An 18102-nucleotide genomic window follows, 5' to 3' on the forward strand; every position below is an offset into this window, starting at 1 on the left:
TCGGACCGTCGTGTTACCGTCGCTCTCGGCCGGCGTCGTGAGGTGTCTGGTCGGCCCGACGCTGGGGGCGGTCGTGGAGTGGGATTTCGCCGTGCTCGGCACGCTGCGCGTCTCCCGACACGACCGCACGATCACCGTCCCGGCCAACCGGCAACGGGCGTTGCTGGCCACGCTGCTGCTCAACCGGAGTGAGACGGTGAGCGTCGCCGCCCTCGTCGATCGGGTCTGGGGCACCCGGGCGCCCGCGCACGCGCGCGCCGCACTGCACTCGCTGGTCCGGCGGCTGCGCCGCACCCTGACCGTCGAGGACCACCCGGGCGAGCTGATCGCGACGCGAGCCAATGGTTACGTCCTTGAGCTGCCCCCGGCCGCCCTCGACCTCTCCCGCTTCGACGCGCTTGTGGCGGGTGGCCTGACCGCCGACCCGCAACGCCGCGCCGACCTGCTCCGGGAGGCCCTCGCGTTGTGGCGCGGCGACCCGCTGGGCGACGTCGACTCCGAGGTGCTGCACCGCGAGGACGTGCCGGCGTTGGCCGAGCGATGGGCGCGCGCCACCGAGGTCTACTTCGACACCGAGCTCACCCTCGGCCGGCACACCGAGATCATCGCGGAGCTGCGTCGGGCGACCCGGCACAACCCGCTGCGCGAAGGGCTCTGGGCGCAGCTGATGCTCGCGCTGTATCGCAGCGGGCGGCAGGCCGAAGCCCTCGACGCCTTCCAACGGCTCGCCGCGATCCTCGTCGAGGAGCTGGGCGTCGACCCCGGGCCGCAGGTGCGCGAGCTGCGCGACGGCGTGCTCCATGCCGACCCCGCGTTGAGCTGGCGACCACCCCCGGCGACCGCCACGGCCACCCCGGCGGCACCACCGATGTTCCAGCTCCCGGCCGACGCCGGCGTGCTGCACGGTCGCGCCGACACGGTCGAGGCCGTCCGGCGGTCCATCGTCACCGCCATCAGGGAAGGACGCCTGCCCCTGGTGTCCGTCTCGGGTGCACCGGGCGTCGGCAAGACCGCCCTCGCCGTTCACCTGGGTCACCAGCTCGCCGACGAATTCCCCGACGGCCAGTGGTACATCCGGCTGCGCGGCCAGCAGGAGGTGCAGGCCCGCCCCCTCGACGTTCTGTCCGAGCTGCTCACCTACTCGGGCGTGCGCGGTGCGGCCCAACCCGTCACGGCCGACGCCCGGGCCGCCGCGCTACGGGCGGCTCTCGCCGGCCGTCGCGTCCTCATCGTCCTGGACGACGCCGCCTCGGCGGAGCAGGTCGAGCCGCTCCTGCCCGGCGCCGGCGGCTGCGCGGTGATCGTGACCAGCCGCAGCACGCTCGGCGCTCTGGTAGCGCTGCACGGCGGGCGTGCCGTTGGTCTGGACCCGCTCAGCCCGGAGGCTGCGGTCGGCCTGCTCACCGCGGTGTTCCAGGACCACGCGATCACCGTCGCACCGGATGTCGTGCATGACCTTGCCGCGCTCTGCGGAAACCTCCCCCTGGCGTTGCGGATCGCGGCAGCCAACCTGGCCATGTCCGGCCCGACGGACGCCCGCGCGTACGTGCGGCGACTGCGCGACGGCGACCGGCTCGGCGGCCTCTCGGTGCCAGGCGACCCGCGAGTGGCGCTGCGCGCAGCGATCGCACCGTCGTACCAGGTGCTCGGCGACGCGGAGCGGCGAGCGCTGAGGCTCCTCGGGTCGACACCCACCGACTGTTTCACCACGGCAGACCTCGCGGCGCTCACGGACGTCGACTGGCCCGCGGCGGACGCGGTGCTGCGCACCCTGGCCAGCAGCCATCTGGTACGCCCCGCCCGGGGCGGTCGGTTCGTCACGCACGACCTGATCCGCCTGTACGCGGCGGAGCAGTCCCGGGTCGAGGACACTCCCGCCCAGCGCACCGAGGCCCTGGGCCGGCTGTTCCACGGGTACCTGGCCACCGCCGACACGCTGGCACGGCGCAGTTATCCCCGAATGGTGTTCCTGCCCCGACCCGCCGGGCCGGTCCGGGTCGCCGCGGAGGCCGGGCAGCCGGAGCCACCGAACTGGTTCCACGCCGAGTACGCCAACCTGCTCGCCGCGATCCGGCACGCGGCACAGCACGGCCCACGCGAGATCGCCTGGCAACTGGCCGACCGGATGCGCGGTTACCTTCAGGAGACCGGAGCGCATGGGGAATGGCGTTCGGTCGTCGAGCTGGGTCTGGCCCAGGCCCAGCGGGAGGGCGACGCCCACGGGGCCGCCGCGATGCAGTCGAGCCTGGCGACACTGAGCGCCAGCCGGGCCGACTACGCCGACGCCCGGCGGCGGTTCAACACGGCACTGACCATCCAGCTGCGTCTGGGCAACCGCGCCGGGCAGGCGTCCATTCTCAACAATCTCGGCATCGTGCACCGGGAGGAGGGCCAGCTGACCGAGGCGGGCGAGTGCTACGCGCAGGCGTTGCGGCTCTACCGCGAGTTGGGCAGGCGGCACGCCGAGTGGAACTGCCTGAGCAACCTCAGTGTCGTCCAGTTGGAGTTGGACCAGGTGCCCGACGCGGTCCAGGCCCAGCAGGCGGCGCTGGACGGGTACATGTCCCTCGACGTGGCCGAGCAGCCGCTCGACGACATCGCGAACGTTCTGCACAACCTCGCCGTCGGCCTGCGCGCGCTCGGCCGGCCCAGCCTGGCGGTGTTGCACCTGACCCGCGCGGTGGTTATCCGGCGCCAGGTGGGCAACCGGTACGGCGCCGCGACGGATCTCGACCAGCTCGCCGCCGCGTACGTCGACCTCGGCTACCACGCCAAGGCGCAGCGCCTCGCCGAGGAGTGCCTGAGCATCGCCCGCGCGATCGGTCGACGGCGGGTCGAGGCGGAGGCTCTGGCCACCCTCGGCGCCGTCGCGCTCGGCCTGCACGGTCCGGCTCCGGCGCTTGAGCTGCTGCACCGGGCGTTGCGGCTGGGCCGCGAGATCGGTTACCGCCGTGCCGAGGTCAACGCACACATCGGTCTGGCGGGCGCGTACCGAGAGGCCGGCAGGCAACGGGAGGCGGCGAGCCACGCCCGGATCGGTGAACAGCTCGCCCGCGCGGCCCAACACCACCTGTTGGCCCGGCAGGCCCGGGCGCTGCTCGGCGACGCCGAGCCCGAGCCGCTGCTCCGGGTCCGTTAGTACTCCAGCCGCATCTGCTGGTTTCGGAGTCTTCGCTGGTAGTGGCTGACTTTGGCTCGGTATTGGTGGCGGCGTCGCCACGATGACCATCGATAGATCTGGTCGAGTGGTCGAGTCCGGGTGATCAGGTGTGCCAGGAGACGGCGGACCTCGCCGAGGGTAAGCGGGATGAGTCCCCGCCGGGCGGGTTCGGCCCCCCTTTTTCGGCGTGGGCGGCGGTGACGGCGAGGTAGGCGTGGGCGACCATAACGAGTGTTATGTGCCGGTACCAGGCGTCGTAGCGGCGTACCTGGTAGTGGTCGAGACCGACCTCGTTCTTCGCGGTCTGGAAGCATTCCTCGATCGCCCACCGGGTGCCCGCGACCCGGATCAGTTCCTCGTCCCCGGTGCCGGTGGGGCCGTGGCAGAGGTAGTACGCCAGGTCGTCTGGTCTGGTGACACTGCGGCGGATCAGTAGCCACCGGGTGAACCCATGACCGGCGGTACCGGTATCGGGCAGGGACGCGACCGCCCAGTCATACAGGCGCGGGCCCTTCACACCGTCGCCGCAGCTACGTCGTCTCCACGCCAGGGTCGGGGCCTGGGCGGCGAGGAAATCCGCGCGGGCGCTGCCCGTGTCGGTGGGGACCCTCTGGCTGCGCGGTACGGCCAGGACGTAACCGACCTTGCGTTCCTGTAGCCAGATACGGGTTTCGTGGCGAACGTAACCGATGTGCCGATCGCTGCCTCTTCGCGGCGGGCCTGGTCGTCGCACCAGCCGCGCGGCAGGTAAAGCTCTCGGTCGATCAACGTGCGGCCGTTGGTGGTGGCGTAGGCCAGGAACACACCGAGCTGGCAGTTCTCGGTCCGCCCGGCGGTGCCCGAGTACTGGCGTTGCACCCCGGCCGACTTCACACCCTTCTTCAGAAACCCCGTCTCGTCGACCACCAGCACACCATCGGGTGCGCCCAACTGGTCGCTGACGTAACCACGCAGGTCATCGCGGACGGCGTCCGCATCCCAATCAGCCTTGTTCAGCAGCCGTTGCATCCGGTCCGGGGTCTTGTCCCCGGCGGCTTCCGCGAGGGTCCAGCCGTTCTTGTCTGCCAGGGGCGACAGCAGTCCGAGCAGGTAATTACGGGCCTGCCGTCGAGGCTCAGCCCGCCCGAATCGGTGCGCGAACCGTGCCACCAGGTCATCCAGACCCGACGACCAATCGGCAATTTCGTCGATCAACACAAGCAGAGAAGATGGCTGGTCCTCGAACAGAGGCAGCAGACACGCCGTGCGACAGCACCAGCCTCCCCGCCGGGAACATCGACGCGCATCTGATAGCTTCGTCTCCGTCCGCCGAGCTAGAACCGGCACTGAGCTGCGAGAACGCTCAATTCACCAAACGCGGCTGGAGTACTAAGCTAAACGCCCGTGGTGTGACGACCCCACCGGCACTGGCCACCCCCTCGATCGGGCAGCTACCGGGTCAACCTGTTCCGTTGTGGCTCGCTTCCGCTCCACGCGCGTCGCCTCCCCGATGACGACGGACCGCACGCCGGTCGCACCCGTCGAATACACCCGAACGCCGAAACCGTGTAGACCCCAGTCGACGGACGCATGGGGCTCCGCACTCCCTCCCACAAGGGTGGGGGTCAAGTGCGTCGGGCCACCGCGTGTGCGCTCAGCCTGTCGGTCATCGGGTGACGCGATGTCCACCGGAGTTCGCCGACGGGAGTGGGTTCGCTGGTTGGCCGGCGAGCGCGTCGGTAAGGAAGTCCCGCCAGAGGGTCAGTGGCAGGCCGTCTCCGGTGATCGGTTTGCCGGCCATGCCGCGTACCGGTCCGGGGTTGGTGTGGCCGACCCAGACGACGGTGGCGAGTTGGGCGGTGTAGCCGGCCATCCACGCGTCCTGGGTGTCCGGGCCGTCGCCAAGGATCTGGCTGCCAGGAATGCCGGCGGCGGGCCGGTCCGGCTCCGGGCGGTTGGCGGCGGGCTCGGCGAGCGCGGGCCGCTGCGGCGCTTTGCCGACCGGCGGGAGCGGGATCGGCAGCTCGCCGGCCGGGAGCCGGGAGTCCAACGCCATGGCCATGGCCCGACCGACCTCGGCCGCGACCTGTTGGCTCACCGCCCGGCTACGGCGAGGTGTGGCCGAGTAGTAGCGGCGTCCTTCGCCGTCCGCCACCGAGTCGACGAAGTGCCGCTCGCTGTAGGTGCCGCCGGAGGCGAGGGTGGCGTAGACGCCGGCCAGGTCAACCGGCGCGACCGGGTAGCGACCGAGGGCGATGTCAGCCCGGGTACGTCCGGCGGCCGGCTCGTTCTTCGCGTCGACCAGGGTGCGCTGGTTGCCGTACCTGTCGGGGACGCCGAGGCTGGTTGCCATTCTGCGAACCTTGTCCGGCCCGATCTTCTGCGCGGCGGCGTAGAACGGTGTGTTCAGCGACTGCGTCAGCGCGAACTCCAGGGTGCAGTCCGGGCACTGGAAGTTGTTCGGGTTGTGGAGGGGCACGCCGAACCGGTCCTTGAAGATTCGCGGGCTGCTGCCGTTCCAGCGAGTGTCGTACGAGATGCCGGCCTCCAGCGCGGCCGCGAGGACCACCGGCTTGAACGTCGACGCCACCGGCCGGGGCGCCCGCGCGTAGTCGAAGTAACCGCTGCCCCGTTCCCCGCCGTAGTACGCCCGCACGCCACCGGTGGCCGGGTCCTGGGCCACCAGCGCCGCCTGGAGCCCGAACGGCTGCTCGATCAGCGCCTTCTCGACCCGGTCGAGCGCGGCCCGCTGGGCGGTCACGTCGAGGGTGGTCACCACCTGCAGCCCGCCCGCGTGGAGCACCTGTCGGGAGATGCCCTTCGCCACGAGTTCGTTCTCGACCGCGTCGGCGACGAGGCCCAGCGGCCCGCTCAGTGCCTGCCGGTTCGGCGACCGGTCGGTGACCACCGGGTACGCCCCGTCGGCGGTGCCGGGGTCGGCCCAGCCGAGCGCCTCCATCGACCGGACGAGCCAACGCCACCGGTCCCGCGCGCCGACCGGGTCCACCGCCGGGTCGAACGCCCATGGATCCTTGATCAGACTGGCCAGCACCGCACCCTGGGTGAGGGTGAGCTGTTCGACCGGGATGCCGAAGTAGGCGGCGGCCGCCGCCTGGATGCCGTACGCCCCGCGTCCGAAGTAGATGGTGTTCAGATAGCGCTGGAGGATCTCGTCCTTTGTATACTTCCGTTCCACTTTGAGCGCGAGGGCGAACTCCTTGGCCTTGCGTTCGGCGGTGACGTCCTGGGTCAGGTACGCGTTGCGCGCGTACTGCTGGGTGATGGTCGAGGCGCCCTCGGAGGAACCGCTGAACAGGTTCGCCCAGACCGCCCGCAGCACTCCCCGGGGCGAGACGCCGACGTGGTCGTAGTAGCTGCGGTCCTCGGCGGCGAGCACCGCCCGGCGTACCGCGAGCGGGATCCGGTCCAGGGTCACGTCGGTACGGTCGGAGATCCCGACCCGGGCCAGGATGGTCTTCCCGTCGCGGTAGTAGAGGACCGAGGCCTGCACCACGGTCGGCTCCTTCGGCAGCGGTACGGAGGCGACGTACGCCGCCACCACCCCACCGGCCGCGAGGATCAGCAGCACCACGGTCGCTGCGGTCCACCGTAGCCAGCGCCGCGCGACCAGCCGACGCAACCCGAGCAGGCCAGACCGGCCGACGCGTCGCGCCACGGCGAGGGTGGTGGCGATCCCGCCGGTCAACTCGCCCCGCCCAGGATTCGGGGCAGCACCTGCCGGGCGATGTCGGCGCAGGTCTTCGCCCCGTAGCCGAGGTCGCCGATCCGTTGCGGGTAGCGGGTCTGCACGGCGAGGACCCAGTTGTCGGCGATTGCCAGGCAGTTCACCACCCACAGCCCCTCGTTCACGTGCAGCGTCCAGCCGTTGGTCATCGCGACCGCGCCCTGCTGGTTCGCGGGGAGGGACGCGACAATGCCGAACCGCTCCTCCCTCGGGACCTGCCGCATCTCGTCGAGCACCCACTCCGTCCATCGGGGGCCGGCGGCCCGCCCGTCGGCGATGCAGGCGCCCATCCGTACGGCGTCGTTCGACGACATCTCGGTCAGCGACCACCACCCCGGGCGGATCGCCGTCTCGGCCAGGCCACAGAGGTCGATCAGGCGTTGAATGATCTGGTCTCCGCCGTTTCGCCGGTAGAACGTCTGCGCTGCCTGGTCGTCGCCGTACCTGAGCACCGACGAGAGCGCGACGAGTTCGGCGGCGTTGGGTTGGAAACCGCGCTCGGTCAGCCGGCGCAGGTTGTCGGCGGCAATCCAGACCGCGACCATGAACTCGACCCGGTTGGGGCTCGCCGCGTTACCGGAACCGGTCACCGCCAGGGTCTTCCGGTCGAGCAGTGCCCAGGCGGACCATCCCGGGTCGGCGTCGGTGACCTGATCGGCCGCCCGCCACCGGGGCAGGCCCACGACCATGCCCGTCACCAAAAGCACCGCTGAGACGGCCGCCGCCGTCAGGAGGCGGCTCTTCCCCCGTCGGCGGGGTCGGGCGCTCGGCCCGCCCTCGGGCGTCGGTCCTTCTTCGTGCACACCTCATAAACTCCGGCAACCGGATCAGCCGTTGCCTAAGATCCGATGAAGATTCGCTTCTGCCTTGTCTTCCGCCGACCCCGCCGTGCTCGTGGAGGTGCGTCCCCCGCGACCGGCCACCGACGACGTCCTCGACGCCCACTGGGCGTCCAGTGGTCGAACTACACCCCTCGACGCATCTACAAGCGGCAGCCTGGGTACCCGATGACCACCCGGAGCGTCCATGGGAGGACGCCGCCGACCTTGCTGTGGCCTGGATCTGGGGGCGCAGCAAGGTCGAAGAGGTAGCCCCACTCCTGGTGACCGACTCATCATTCCCGGACCGGCGGCCAGATATTCCGCGAATCCGAAGGACGAGGCCAACGCGTCGGCCACCCGCGGGTCGGCGTCCGGATCCGTGATGGCGTCCCGCTCGACCGTGCTCAGATACCGGCCCACGGCAACGCGCCGCCGTGCGTCGATCCGGGCGATCAGGCGGGCCGCGGCCCGCACCTCGGCCGGCGCCTCACCGTGCAGGTACGTCCACTGCAGCCGGGCCAGCTCCTCGTCACGGATCGTCGCCAGCACGACCACGTCTCGCCGTCCGTCCGGCGCCAGCTCCCTCAGGACGCCCTCGTCGAGGCCGAGTGGAATAAGGTACTGCTCCAGGTCGTCGAGCCAGATCACGACGCCTTCGTCGGCCCCAGGAGCGGGCCCAGCCGCCGCAGTTCCTCGGGCCGCGACGGCACCAGAAGTCGATAATGAGGCTGGTAGCACCGCAGCGCCTCGTAGGCCGACCGGCTCTTGCCCGCCGCGGCCGGGCCCTGAAGCAGCACGATCCCACTCTCGGCGAGCGCCCACTCCAAGTCGTCGTCGCGGTCACGAGACACATAGGCTGGCAGTCCAGCGATGTCGGCGCCCACAGCCGGCTTGATGCCGAGCACCAGGGGATCGGCGTCGCATACTGCGGGCAGGCGGTGAAGGCTCAGGTTTTCGGCCTTCTCCGCTGCGGCCGGCGGGTAGACGAGCCGCACGGCGACCACGACGACGGCGACGAGCAGAACTGCCGTCGTTCCCCACATCCACGCCGGATCGCTTGTCCACCGTCGCAGTGGCTCCGGGATCGCGCCGGTCGCCAGATTTGTGAGAATCGCGAGCATCGCCACGAGGGCGGCGCTCAGACCGGTGAGGACGGCGACGAGCCGGGCACGTTGCCCGCCGCCGCCCGACCCGACCGCCATGGCCAGCCATCATTCCAGATCTCCGCGGCGAACCGAACGAGGTGGCGACCTGGATCCTCCGCCTCGCCGACCCCGCCAGCACCTGGCTCACCGGCCAGATCCTGACCGTCGACGGCGGCCTCGACCTGATCTGAGAGGCCACCCAGACATGAGCTCTGTACGGGGGGACGGTGCTCGTCCGTCCGCACCAACATCAGGAAGGCCCGGCGGAGAGTCTCGACCTCGTCCATCACGCGGACTACCCGGTCCTGACCCGCTGGGTCAACATTGCTGTTGTCTGTCACATGCCGGCGCCCGTCTGGCCGGTCGTCGGCTTGAGCTTCCGGAAGAGGACTACGCCACTGTTCTGACCGAGAGTTCGACGACAGCCATCAGTTCCTCCCGAGTGGCACCGCCGCCTGCCTGCACGGCGAGCCCTTGACCAACGGTGGCGACATAGCGGGCAAGAGCACTGGCACTCTGGTCAGCGCGAAGGGCGCCCTCAGCTTTCATCTGTGCGAACCGACGCTCCAGCGCATCTTGGGTGGCGCGGCGCAGAGCGGCCAGCAGGTCGGTGACCTCATGCTCACCCTCGCGGCAGGCGGTGCCGCCTTGGATCGTGAGGCATCCCACGGGGCAGTCCGGCTCAGTGGCGCTCTCGATGACTCCGGTCAGGAATTGACGGACGACCGACTCGACGTCGGGACAGGCGAGCGCCACCTGGACGACACGGCCGTTCAGCTCGGCGTAACGCTGCACTACACGCTCGAACAGCTCCTGCTTTGACCCGAACGCCTTGTACAGGCTCGGCGGATTGATCCCTATCGCGGCGGTGAGGTCAGCGACCGTCGTCGCCGCGTAGCCCTGGCGCCAGAACAGCTCAAGGGCGCGATCGACCGCTTCGTCGAGATCGAACGCCCGCGGCCGGCCCCGACTGCGCTTCCGCGACAAGGGGAACCCGTCAACGGGCTTCTCCAGGTCAGGCGTGGTCATGACGTCATCCTATCGCCGCCGCCCCCCTACTGGACAAGATTGGATAGTGAGCGCTACATTAACGGCGTCGGTTTTTATACCGGACGCTACACAAACGGGGCGTTGGTGGACATGCCAGCCAGGATGGCCCGGGCCTACATAGGGACCGGACCGCCTCCTCGTCTCACGTAACAGACATGCCGTCTGCCCTGATCAGGGAAGATTGAGCTGTTTGACCACAAATTTGGGAGAGTACGAGCGTGAGTGACTTCACCGGCAAGACCGCCCTGATCACCGGATCGACCTCGGGCATCGGCCGCGTCATCGCCGACAAGCTGGCCGGCTCCGGCGCCCGGGTCCTGATCACCGGCCGCGACGTCGAGCGCGGCAACAACGCCGTCGCTGAGATCCGGGCCGCCGGCGGCAAGGCCGACTTCATCGCCGCCGACCTGCACGATGCCGCCAGCGCCAAGGCCCTGGCCGCCGACGCGGTCGCGCTGGCCGGTGAGGTCGACATCCTCGTCAACAGCGCGGGCATCTACATACTCGGACCGACCGCCGAACTCACGGAGGCCGACTTCGACGCGACGTACAACCTCAACGTGAAGGCTCTGTACTTCCTGGTCGCGGCGCTGGCTCCGCCGATGGCCGAGCGCGGGCACGGTGCCATCATCAACCTCACCACCGCATTCGCGGGCAAGGGCGCGGTGGGCCCGGCGATCTACGGCTCCTCCAAGGCCGCCGTGGCCCTGCTCACCAAGTCGTGGGCGGCCGAGTTCGGCCCCAGCGGCGTCCGGGTCAACGAGGTCAGCCCCGGCGCGGTGCTCACCGAGGGTTCGCAGAGGGTGTTCGGCGAGGCCGTCCACAGCTTCTCCAAGGGGACTCCGGCCGACCGCGTCGGCACGCCCGCGGAAATTGCCGCTGCCGTGGTCTTCCTGGCCTCCGAGGAGGCGTCTTACATCCACGGCGCGAGCATCGCGGTTGACGGAGGAATGGCCCTCTGATTCGACTTCCAGGGCGATGATCAGACCGCCTGGTCTGTCTCGACAGGCCAGCCGTTTCCCAGATGAACGAGTCTCTGGGCCGATTTCAGCCCGGCCCCATCGATACCATCCGTCTTCGATGTCCAAGCGTCTGTCGAGCGTCGATCGGCGACTCGTTCTGGAGCTTGAGGTAGGCCCAGGTCCGGTAGCCAGGTGGATGTCCGCGATATGACTCCTGTCAGGCGCGATATTTCCAACTCCATCTAACAGCCGCGGAGAGCGGCGAGGAGAGCATGATGAACACGATTGACCAAGTCACCCCGCAATCGGCGGGAGCTCTGACCTTCAGCCCCGACGGGGTCCTCTTTGTAGGCGACAGCAAGCTCGGGGCCGTCTTCGCCTTCGAGACGGACCGCGGGCAGACGCCGGCCTCGCTGGATCCCTTCCTCTTCGAGTCGATCGACGAGAAGATCGCCGTGGCGCTGGGCGTAACGGCAAAGAGCCTGGTGTTCAACGGGATGGCCGTCCACCCAGTGACGCGCGAGCCATACCTGTCAGTCGGCGTGCGCAACGCCGATCGCCTGGAGCCTGCGGTCGTGCGCGTCTCGCTCGCCGGCGAGGTCCGCCCGTTCCAGCTCTCATCGTCGGAAGTGACGGTGCACCGGCTGTCCGACGTTCCCGACGAGGGCAAGACCTTCAAGTCGCGGGCCGGCATTTTCCCATTGCCGCCGGCGGCCTTCTTCGAGGATAAGGCGCGCACGCCGCTGCGATCGATGACGATCGTGGATCTGAAGTTTCACGCCGGAGAGGTGTTCGTCGCCGGCGTCTCGAACCAGGAGTTCTCCTCCACCCTGCGGCGGATCCCCTACCCGTTCACCGGGGCCGCCAGCGAGACCCAACTGGAGATCTACCACGTCGCCCACGGCGAGTATGAAACGCGTGCGCCGATCCGGGCCATGCAGTTCGCCGATATTGATGGCGAGGACACGCTGATCGCCGCCTATGCGTGCAGCCCGCTTGTCACCATTCCGGTCTCGGAGCTGAAGCAAGGCGCGCAGGTGAGGGGCAAGACAATCGGTGACATGGGCAACGGCCAGCCCATCAGCATGGTCGCCTACCGTGACGGGGAGGGGGACAAGCTGTTCATCACCAATGTCGGCCGCGGCCCTATGGTGGTCCCGCTGTCCGGGATCCGCTCCGCCGAAGGTTTCACCCCCGAGAACCGGCCGGCCCCGGGCCCGATGCTGGACCAATCCCCCTTTATGCCGGCCGGGCCGGTCGGCAAGCAGGTGCTGTTGGTCGGATCGTCGCTGCGGGCGGATCTGTTCAGCGACCGCTTCTTCGTCTCGCTGACCCGCTACGCCGACACCGGCGATCTGACGCTGGAGACCCTGATGGTCGCCCCGATGCCCGCACGGCTGGACAAAATCTGGGTGGAAATGGATTTCCCGGGCGCCGAGAGCCCGTACAAGCTGTCGGCGTGAGCGGCAGGTTTGAGCTTTGAGGACGCCAGAGATGCGGATCCGAACTTCCCCTGAGGTGCCGATCCACATCTCTCCTCAAGCCACGGTCCTCCCCGCCAACACCCTGCGTTTCTACATACATTTTCCGAGATCAGCAGAGGCGCACTTCGATCGTGATCACCTCTGGCTGCTGACCGAGGAGGAACAGGCGGTGCGTGACCCCTTCCTCGTCCTGTCGCAAGAACTCTGGTCCGTTGACGGGCGCCGTCTGACAGTCCTGATGGAGCCAGGAAGGATCAAACGCGGTCTGGGAACGGACCCATCTCACAAGCCGGCGCTTGTCGTCGGGCGGACCCACAGCCTTGTCCTCACGGCGCTCGGACAGACAACGCGCCATACGTTCCGCGTAAGCGATCCAGTCCTGGAGGCGGTCGACGAAACCCGCTGGCGTCTCGTCACCCCAACAGTGGGGAGCCTCGATCCCGCCGTCGTGCACTTCGACAGGGTTATGGACGCCGCCCTTTGCGAGGAAGAGATCGGAGTACTGGCCCCTTCAGGAGAGGCCGTCCAGACGCGTGTGTCACTCGCACCGGACGGAACCGCGGCGCGGCTCATCCCGATCCACCCGTGGCGCGCCGGGGAGCACCGCCTCGTCGTCTCTGAACGTCTCGAAGACGTTTGCGGCAACAGGTTGGGCGAGGCTCTGGACCATCGCCTGGGCGCGAGTGGACCACCGCGGGCCGGGATGATCAACTTCACGACACGCAGAGCCCTACATCGCGGACGACAAATAGATTGAGAACCCGCAAGTCGCCTGGCAGGGCGTACTGGTGAGCCGGCACGGTTGCCCGCGCCGTCAGCGCCAGTCGTACGTGCGGTCGGTCATGGGCGGCAGCAGCTGTCGGGGTACGAACCCCCGTGCACAGCCATGTACGCCAGCACGTACATAGCAGCCATCGGCGTCGGCAAGTGTGTACGGGGTCGACAGTGGAGGCGACGGCCGGTGTCTGAAGCTCACGAACGACCCGACGTGACGGTAGCGGGCGAACCGGCGGCACACGGCCGATGAGCGGATGCTTGCACGCTGTTGATCATTTGGAGGCGGGTCGTACGGTCTTCTCATGTTCTGGCGAAGGACCTGGGGCCGCTTGGTCCTGTTTGCCCTGCCTCTCGGGGTGACGGCTGTGGTGGCGGCCTGGTCTCAGAAAGCAGAGGGCAAGCCATTGTTGGTGGTGGTATTGGCGGTAGTGGATGCCCTGCTCGGGATGTTTGTTCCGTCGTTGGGTCGGGTGTTGTGGCGTCGTGTCGAGGGCGGTGACGACATCGACTTGAACGACGTGGCGTCCAAGCTGGCTGTTGACGTGCTGGGCCGGGTGCGGAGTAGTCCCATGCGGCGGCGGTTGTATCGGCCTGCTCCGCTGCGGGTGCGGTTTCGGGCGGCGGTGGACGTCAGTGCCAGCCGGTCGGCGGTGTTCGGGGTGGCGGATCCGAATGGTCCGGGCTGGGAGGAAGTGGCGGCGTGGTAGAGATGCTGCTCCACCCATTGAAGGACGGGTGTGTGCTCGTCGGCAGCACCAGCAATCCGGCCATGTACGCGCAGGAGTGGCTACAGAAGTTGAAAGGCTGAGGTCTTCACGGCCAGCCGGTTCGGGTTCGAGGGTCATGCCGGTCTGGGCGAGGAAGCCGGCGATGAGGTCGGGTTGGTGTTGGATCTGTCGTAGCCGCTGTTTCACGACCTGGGCGAGGTGGTCGACGCCTCGGACGGTCAGGTTTCCCAGACCTCGTTTCATGTGCGCCCAGGCGCCTTCGGTGGGGTTGAGGTCCGGGGCGTACGCGGGTAGCCGGATCACGGTCAGCCAGTCCCGGGCCGCGATCAACGCCCGCATCGTCACACTGACGTGGGTGTTCAGGATGTCCCACACAAGAACGATCGGCGTCCCGAGGCGTGGGGTGTCTCGCTAACGGTGTTTTCGGCGATCTTGGATAGTAGGTCTCAGCGACCCGTCAGTTCGCGGGCTTGGCGCACGGTCGCCGCATCCACCATGGTTCCGTCGGCGTCGCGGAACGCGCCGTTGCCGTTGGCCTGCTGCTGTTCGAAGCGGTCGAGCAGCGCGTGGGCGTCGGCGAGCCGGGCCGGGTCGGCGCCGAAGATCTCGTTGGCGACGGCGACCTGGGTCGGGTGTACGCAGGCGCGGCCGCGGAACCCGAGATCGCGCAGGTGCCGGCTGGATGTCGCGAAGCCGTCCGGGTCGGTGATCCGGGCAGAGACAGGGGCGACGCAGGTCAGGCCGTGCGCGGCGGCATGCGCGATGGTGAGTCCGCGGGCCCAGTCGAGCAGGTGGTCGCCGGTGTCGGGTGGCATGCCGAGGTCGGCCCGCAGGTCCACCTCGCCGAGTTGCAGGCGCCGCACGACCGGGTGGGCCGCCAGTCCCCCGATCGCGACGAGGCCGGCGGCGCTCTCGACCAGCAGGCCGAGGGCGGCACCGGCCTCGGCCACGATGGCGGCGATCGCGTCGAGGTCGTCGCCGGGGGTGGCTTTGGGCAGCCAGATCCCGTCGACGTTGCCGGAGGCGAGGACGGTGGCCGCATCCCGCTGGCCGCGGGCTCCTTCGTTGACTCGTACCCATAGCTCGCAGCCGGAGCCCGAGGGACGGGCGGCGGCAAAGTCTGCCGCGGCCGACCGGGCGGCGTCTTTGTTGGCCGGAGCGACGGCGTCTTCGAGGTCGAGGATCAACGCGTCGGTCGCTGATCGCGCCGCGCTGCGCAGGAATCGCGGCTGGTCGGCGGGGACGTAGAGGTGAGAACGAGGGGTCACGGAAACATCATCACACACAAAAAACAGGATGATGCATTGTGACGGTTGGTCATGTAACTTGTCCTCATGTTTGAAGCTGACAGCGTCACGATCACGGTGCTCGTCGAGAATCAGGTCGACATGCTCCTGCCGGACCAGGCGAGCCCGGCTGGTGCGGACGACCATTGCGTCAGCCGCTACGGCCTGATCGAGCACTTCGACCCCAAGCGGGTGCCGCCGCAGGCAGAGAACGGCATCAGTTTCCTGGTCGAGGCCACGCGCGGCCGGCACACCACCCGGGTGCTCTTCGACGTCGGCCTCACCGGCACGGTCCTGGCGCACAACATGAAGGTGCTCGGTGTCGACCCCACCAGCGTCGACCACGTCGTCATCAGCCACGGACACCCCGACCACTTCGGCGGCATCCACACGTTCCTCTCCCTGGCGGAGCGGCGCATCCCGGTCGCCACCCACGAGGACGCGGAACTGCCGAGGTACGCGGTGATGGGTGACGGGCGCACCTCACCGGTCTACAACGCTGCGTTCGGCTTCGGCGAGGTCGAGAAGTCCGGCGGCGTGCCGGTGCTGACGAAGGATCCGCTCGACCTCGGCTGGGGACTGCACACCACCGGTGAGATCCCCCGCACGGTCGGCTTCGAGGCCGGTGCCGCGCCGGCATTCAAGCCCGGGGATCCCGGGCTCTACCAGGTCTCCGCGCTGGGGAAGCTGCGCCGGGACGAGGTGATGGACGAGATGGGCCTCGTCATCGACGTACGCGGCGCCGGGCTGGTGGTTCTGACTGGCTGCGCACACGCCGGCGTCATCAACACGGTCGCGCAGGCCCGTGCGGTCTGTGGCGACAAACCGGTCCGGGCCGTGATGGGCGGGTTCCATCTGGGCTTCCCGACCACACCCACCGAGAACGTGGCGCTGACCGCGCAGGCGTTACGCGAGTTGGAGGTCGCCACCGTGATGCCGATGCACTGCAGCGGCCTGCGCACCCACGCGACGCTGTCCACCGAGCTGTCCGGCAACTACGTGCAGCCGGCGGTCGGCACCGTGCTCCAGTTCGGTGCCCGATGACCGCGCGCGGCGGTGACCTCACCGGCGTCCGGGTGGTTGCGGTCGAGCAGGCGGTCGCGGCGCCGTTGTGCTCGCGGCACCTTGGCGACCTCGGCGCCGATGTGATCAAGATCGAACGGCCCGGCGAGGGAGACTTCGCCCGCGGCTACGACGAGGCCGTGTATGGCGAGGCGACCCATTTCGTGTGGCTCAACCGGGGAAAGCGCAGCGTCGTGCTCGATCTCAAGAGCGAATCCGGCCGGCGCACGCTGCGCGCCCTGCTGGCCCAGGCCGACGTGCTGGTGTGCAACCTCGCGCCGGGTGCGATGGAGCGCATCGTGCCCGACGCCGAGCTCACCGTACTCAACCCGCGGCTGATCCGCTGCTACCTCTCGGGCTACGGCGACACCGGCCCCTACGCCGGCCGCAAGGCCTACGATGCGCTGGTGCAGGGGGAGGCCGGCACGATCACCGCCACCGGCACCCCGGAAGCACCGGCCAAACCCGGTGTCTCGCTGGCCGACCTCGCCGGCGGGACCTACGCGCTGGCCGCGATCCTCGCCGCGCTGTACGCCCGTGAGCACACCGGCGTCGGCAAGCGGCTGGACATCGCGCTGTTCGACGTGCTCCTGGAGTGGATGAGTCCGCTGTTGCTCGCCGAGCTTCACAGCGGATCCGCGCCGCCACCGGCCGGCCTACGGCACGCCAGCATCGCCCCCTACGGCCCGTACCGCACCGCAGATGCCCAGGATGTGCTGATCGCCGTACAGAACGAGGGCCAGTGGCAACGGCTGTGCCTCGTCGTCCTCGACGATCCGACGTTGCTCGACGAGCCCGCGTTCGCCTCCAACACCGCGCGGGTCCGCCATCGCGAGCTGACCGAACGCACCGTGCAGGAACGGCTCGGCTTGCTGTCCGCCGAGGACGTCATCACCCGGCTGACGAAGGCCGACGTGCCCTACGCACGGCTCAACCAGATCGGTGAGGTGCTGACGCATCCGCAGGCGCAGGCGACCGGTCGCTGGTCGGAGGCCACACTGCCCTCCGGCCGGGCGGTGCGGGTGGTGACCTCACCGTTGCACCGCACGCCGGAGCCGCCAGGCGGCCGGCGAGTGCCGGCGCTGGGGGAACACACCGGCGAAGTGCTGGACGAACTGGCGGAGCCGGTGTCGCCGGCTCAGTCGTTGTCGACGTCGAACGGGTCGGCGATCCGCTGACCCGTCAGGTGCCGGCCCAGTGCGAGGAAGCTGCGGGCGAGGTGCCACTCGGTCGCCTTGGCCAGCGCGGCGCCGTCACCGAGGCGCGCCGCGGCAAGCATCGATCGGTGCTCGTTGGAGGTCTCCTCCGCGCGGTCGTCGAGCACCTGTAGTACATCCCAGGGAAACTTCTGCCAGAGCTGCTCGATTTCGTTGGTGAGACCCTCGTTGCCGCAGTTGGCGTAGAACAGGAAGTGGAACCGGTAGTTGGTCGCGTTGAGCCGGGCCCGGTCGCCTTCGGCCGCGGCCTGCTCCATCTCCTCGACGAGTCGCTCGGCCAGGTCGATGTCGCGCGGGGAGAGCCGCCGGGCGGCCCGCTGCATCGCGTAGGGTTCCAGCAGCCTGCGCATCAGATAGACCGTCTTGACCTGCTCGAAGTCGGCGTCGGCGACCCGCACACCCTTGTGTGGCTCGCCGACCAGCACACCCTCGGCCTCCAGCAGCCGCAGCGCCTCACGGACCGGGGTGATGCTGGTGTCGAACATCGCGGCCAGCACATCCTGTTGGATGCGACTGCCGCGGGGCAGCTCGCCCTCGCTGATCATCCGGCGCAGTTCTGCCGCGATGCGGTCGCGCTTCGTCGGCGCCTTGCCCTGCCGGGACGGCGTGGCCTGGCTCGGTGCGGTGGCCTGGCTTGGCGCGGCGGTGCGTCGTGCCGGCGTCATGGGCGGTCCTCGATCGGTCAG

14 protein-coding genes and 3 pseudogenes are annotated in these 18102 nt (G+C 69.2%); 8 read left to right on the forward strand and 9 right to left on the reverse strand.

The features are described 5' to 3' along the window. The first annotated feature begins 73 nt into the window (after nt 1-73). Nucleotides 74-3139, forward strand: a complete 3066-nt coding sequence (locus tag OG792_RS22285; RefSeq protein ID WP_329101890.1) for an AfsR/SARP family transcriptional regulator — start codon at nt 74-76, stop codon at nt 3137-3139. A gap of 124 nt (nt 3140-3263) precedes the next feature. Here the strand turns inward: OG792_RS22285 and OG792_RS22290 are convergent. From OG792_RS22290 to OG792_RS22310, 5 genes and pseudogenes are all read right to left on the reverse strand, one after another. Beyond that, nucleotides 3264-4357, reverse strand: a pseudogene (locus tag OG792_RS22290) (IS701 family transposase). A 448-nt stretch (nt 4358-4805) separates the two neighbouring features. Then, nucleotides 4806-6845 (reverse strand): transglycosylase domain-containing protein, encoded by a 2040-nt coding sequence (locus OG792_RS22295; RefSeq protein ID WP_329101892.1) that lies wholly within the window; start codon nt 6843-6845, stop codon nt 4806-4808. Beyond that, nucleotides 6842-7573 (reverse strand): serine hydrolase, encoded by a 732-nt coding sequence (locus OG792_RS22300; RefSeq protein WP_442932494.1) that lies wholly within the window; start codon nt 7571-7573, stop codon nt 6842-6844. Before OG792_RS22300 ends, OG792_RS22295 begins: the two co-directional genes overlap by 4 nt. A 138-nt stretch (nt 7574-7711) precedes the next feature. Beyond that, a complete protein-coding gene (locus tag OG792_RS22305; RefSeq protein WP_329101897.1) occupies nt 7712-8353 on the reverse strand; it encodes a hypothetical protein in 642 nt (213 codons plus the stop codon). Continuing rightward, nucleotides 8350-8907, reverse strand: coding sequence for a hypothetical protein (locus OG792_RS22310; RefSeq protein ID WP_329101899.1), 558 nt, complete (start codon nt 8905-8907; stop codon nt 8350-8352). Before OG792_RS22310 ends, OG792_RS22305 begins: the two co-directional genes overlap by 4 nt. A gap of 23 nt (nt 8908-8930) precedes the next feature. Here OG792_RS22310 and OG792_RS22315 point away from each other — a divergent pair. Continuing rightward, nucleotides 8931-9041 (forward strand): annotated as a pseudogene (locus tag OG792_RS22315) (SDR family oxidoreductase); the annotation flags it as partial. A 199-nt stretch (nt 9042-9240) separates the two neighbouring features. On the opposite strand, the gene OG792_RS22320 reads toward OG792_RS22315, so the two are convergent. Then, the gene (locus OG792_RS22320; protein WP_329101901.1) at nt 9241-9879 is read right to left on the reverse strand and encodes a TetR/AcrR family transcriptional regulator; all 639 of its coding nucleotides are present in this window, start codon (nt 9877-9879) and stop codon (nt 9241-9243) included. Between the two features lie 239 nt (nt 9880-10118). Here OG792_RS22320 and OG792_RS22325 point away from each other — a divergent pair, with 239 nt between their 5' ends. From OG792_RS22325 to OG792_RS22340, 4 genes are all read left to right on the forward strand, one after another. Next, the gene (locus OG792_RS22325; RefSeq protein WP_329101903.1) at nt 10119-10862 is read left to right on the forward strand and encodes an SDR family NAD(P)-dependent oxidoreductase; all 744 of its coding nucleotides are present in this window, start codon (nt 10119-10121) and stop codon (nt 10860-10862) included. 275 nt (nt 10863-11137) lie between these two features. Next, nucleotides 11138-12325, forward strand: coding sequence for a hypothetical protein (locus tag OG792_RS22330; protein WP_329101905.1), 1188 nt, complete (start codon nt 11138-11140; stop codon nt 12323-12325). A 31-nt stretch (nt 12326-12356) separates the two neighbouring features. Continuing rightward, nucleotides 12357-13103, forward strand: a complete 747-nt coding sequence (locus OG792_RS22335; protein ID WP_329101907.1) for a hypothetical protein — start codon at nt 12357-12359, stop codon at nt 13101-13103. 322 nt (nt 13104-13425) lie between these two features. Further along, on the forward strand, nt 13426-13830 hold the full coding sequence (locus OG792_RS22340) for a hypothetical protein (protein ID WP_329111621.1): 405 nt from the start codon (nt 13426-13428) through the stop codon (nt 13828-13830). A gap of 255 nt (nt 13831-14085) precedes the next feature. Here OG792_RS22340 and OG792_RS22345 read toward each other — a convergent pair. Together OG792_RS22345 and OG792_RS22350 are read right to left on the reverse strand one after the other, a co-directional pair. Continuing rightward, nucleotides 14086-14226 (reverse strand): annotated as a pseudogene (locus tag OG792_RS22345) (transposase); the annotation flags it as partial. A gap of 71 nt (nt 14227-14297) precedes the next feature. Further along, entirely contained in the window at nt 14298-15119 is an 822-nt protein-coding gene (locus OG792_RS22350) for an HpcH/HpaI aldolase/citrate lyase family protein (protein ID WP_329101909.1), read from the reverse strand. Nucleotides 15120-15185: 66 nt separating this feature from the next. On the opposite strand from OG792_RS22350, the gene OG792_RS22355 reads away from it, so the two are divergent. Further along, a complete protein-coding gene (locus tag OG792_RS22355; protein WP_329101911.1) occupies nt 15186-16181 on the forward strand; it encodes an MBL fold metallo-hydrolase in 996 nt (331 codons plus the stop codon). Next, nucleotides 16178-17377 (forward strand): CaiB/BaiF CoA transferase family protein, encoded by a 1200-nt coding sequence (locus OG792_RS22360; protein ID WP_329101912.1) that lies wholly within the window; start codon nt 16178-16180, stop codon nt 17375-17377. The genes OG792_RS22355 and OG792_RS22360 overlap by 4 nt, the downstream gene beginning before the upstream one ends. On the opposite strand, the gene OG792_RS22365 is transcribed toward OG792_RS22360, so the two are convergent. Further along, nucleotides 17338-18081 carry a GntR family transcriptional regulator gene (locus OG792_RS22365; protein ID WP_329101914.1) on the reverse strand — a complete coding sequence of 248 codons (744 nt, stop codon included), beginning with the start codon at nt 18079-18081 and terminating at the stop codon, nt 17338-17340. The two genes, OG792_RS22360 and OG792_RS22365, sit on opposite strands and share 40 nt — an antisense overlap. Nucleotides 18082-18102: the final 21 nt, after the last annotated feature.

The sequence above is a fragment of the Micromonospora sp. NBC_01699 genome (genome assembly GCF_036250065.1).
GTDB lineage: Bacteria > Actinomycetota > Actinomycetes > Mycobacteriales > Micromonosporaceae > Micromonospora_G.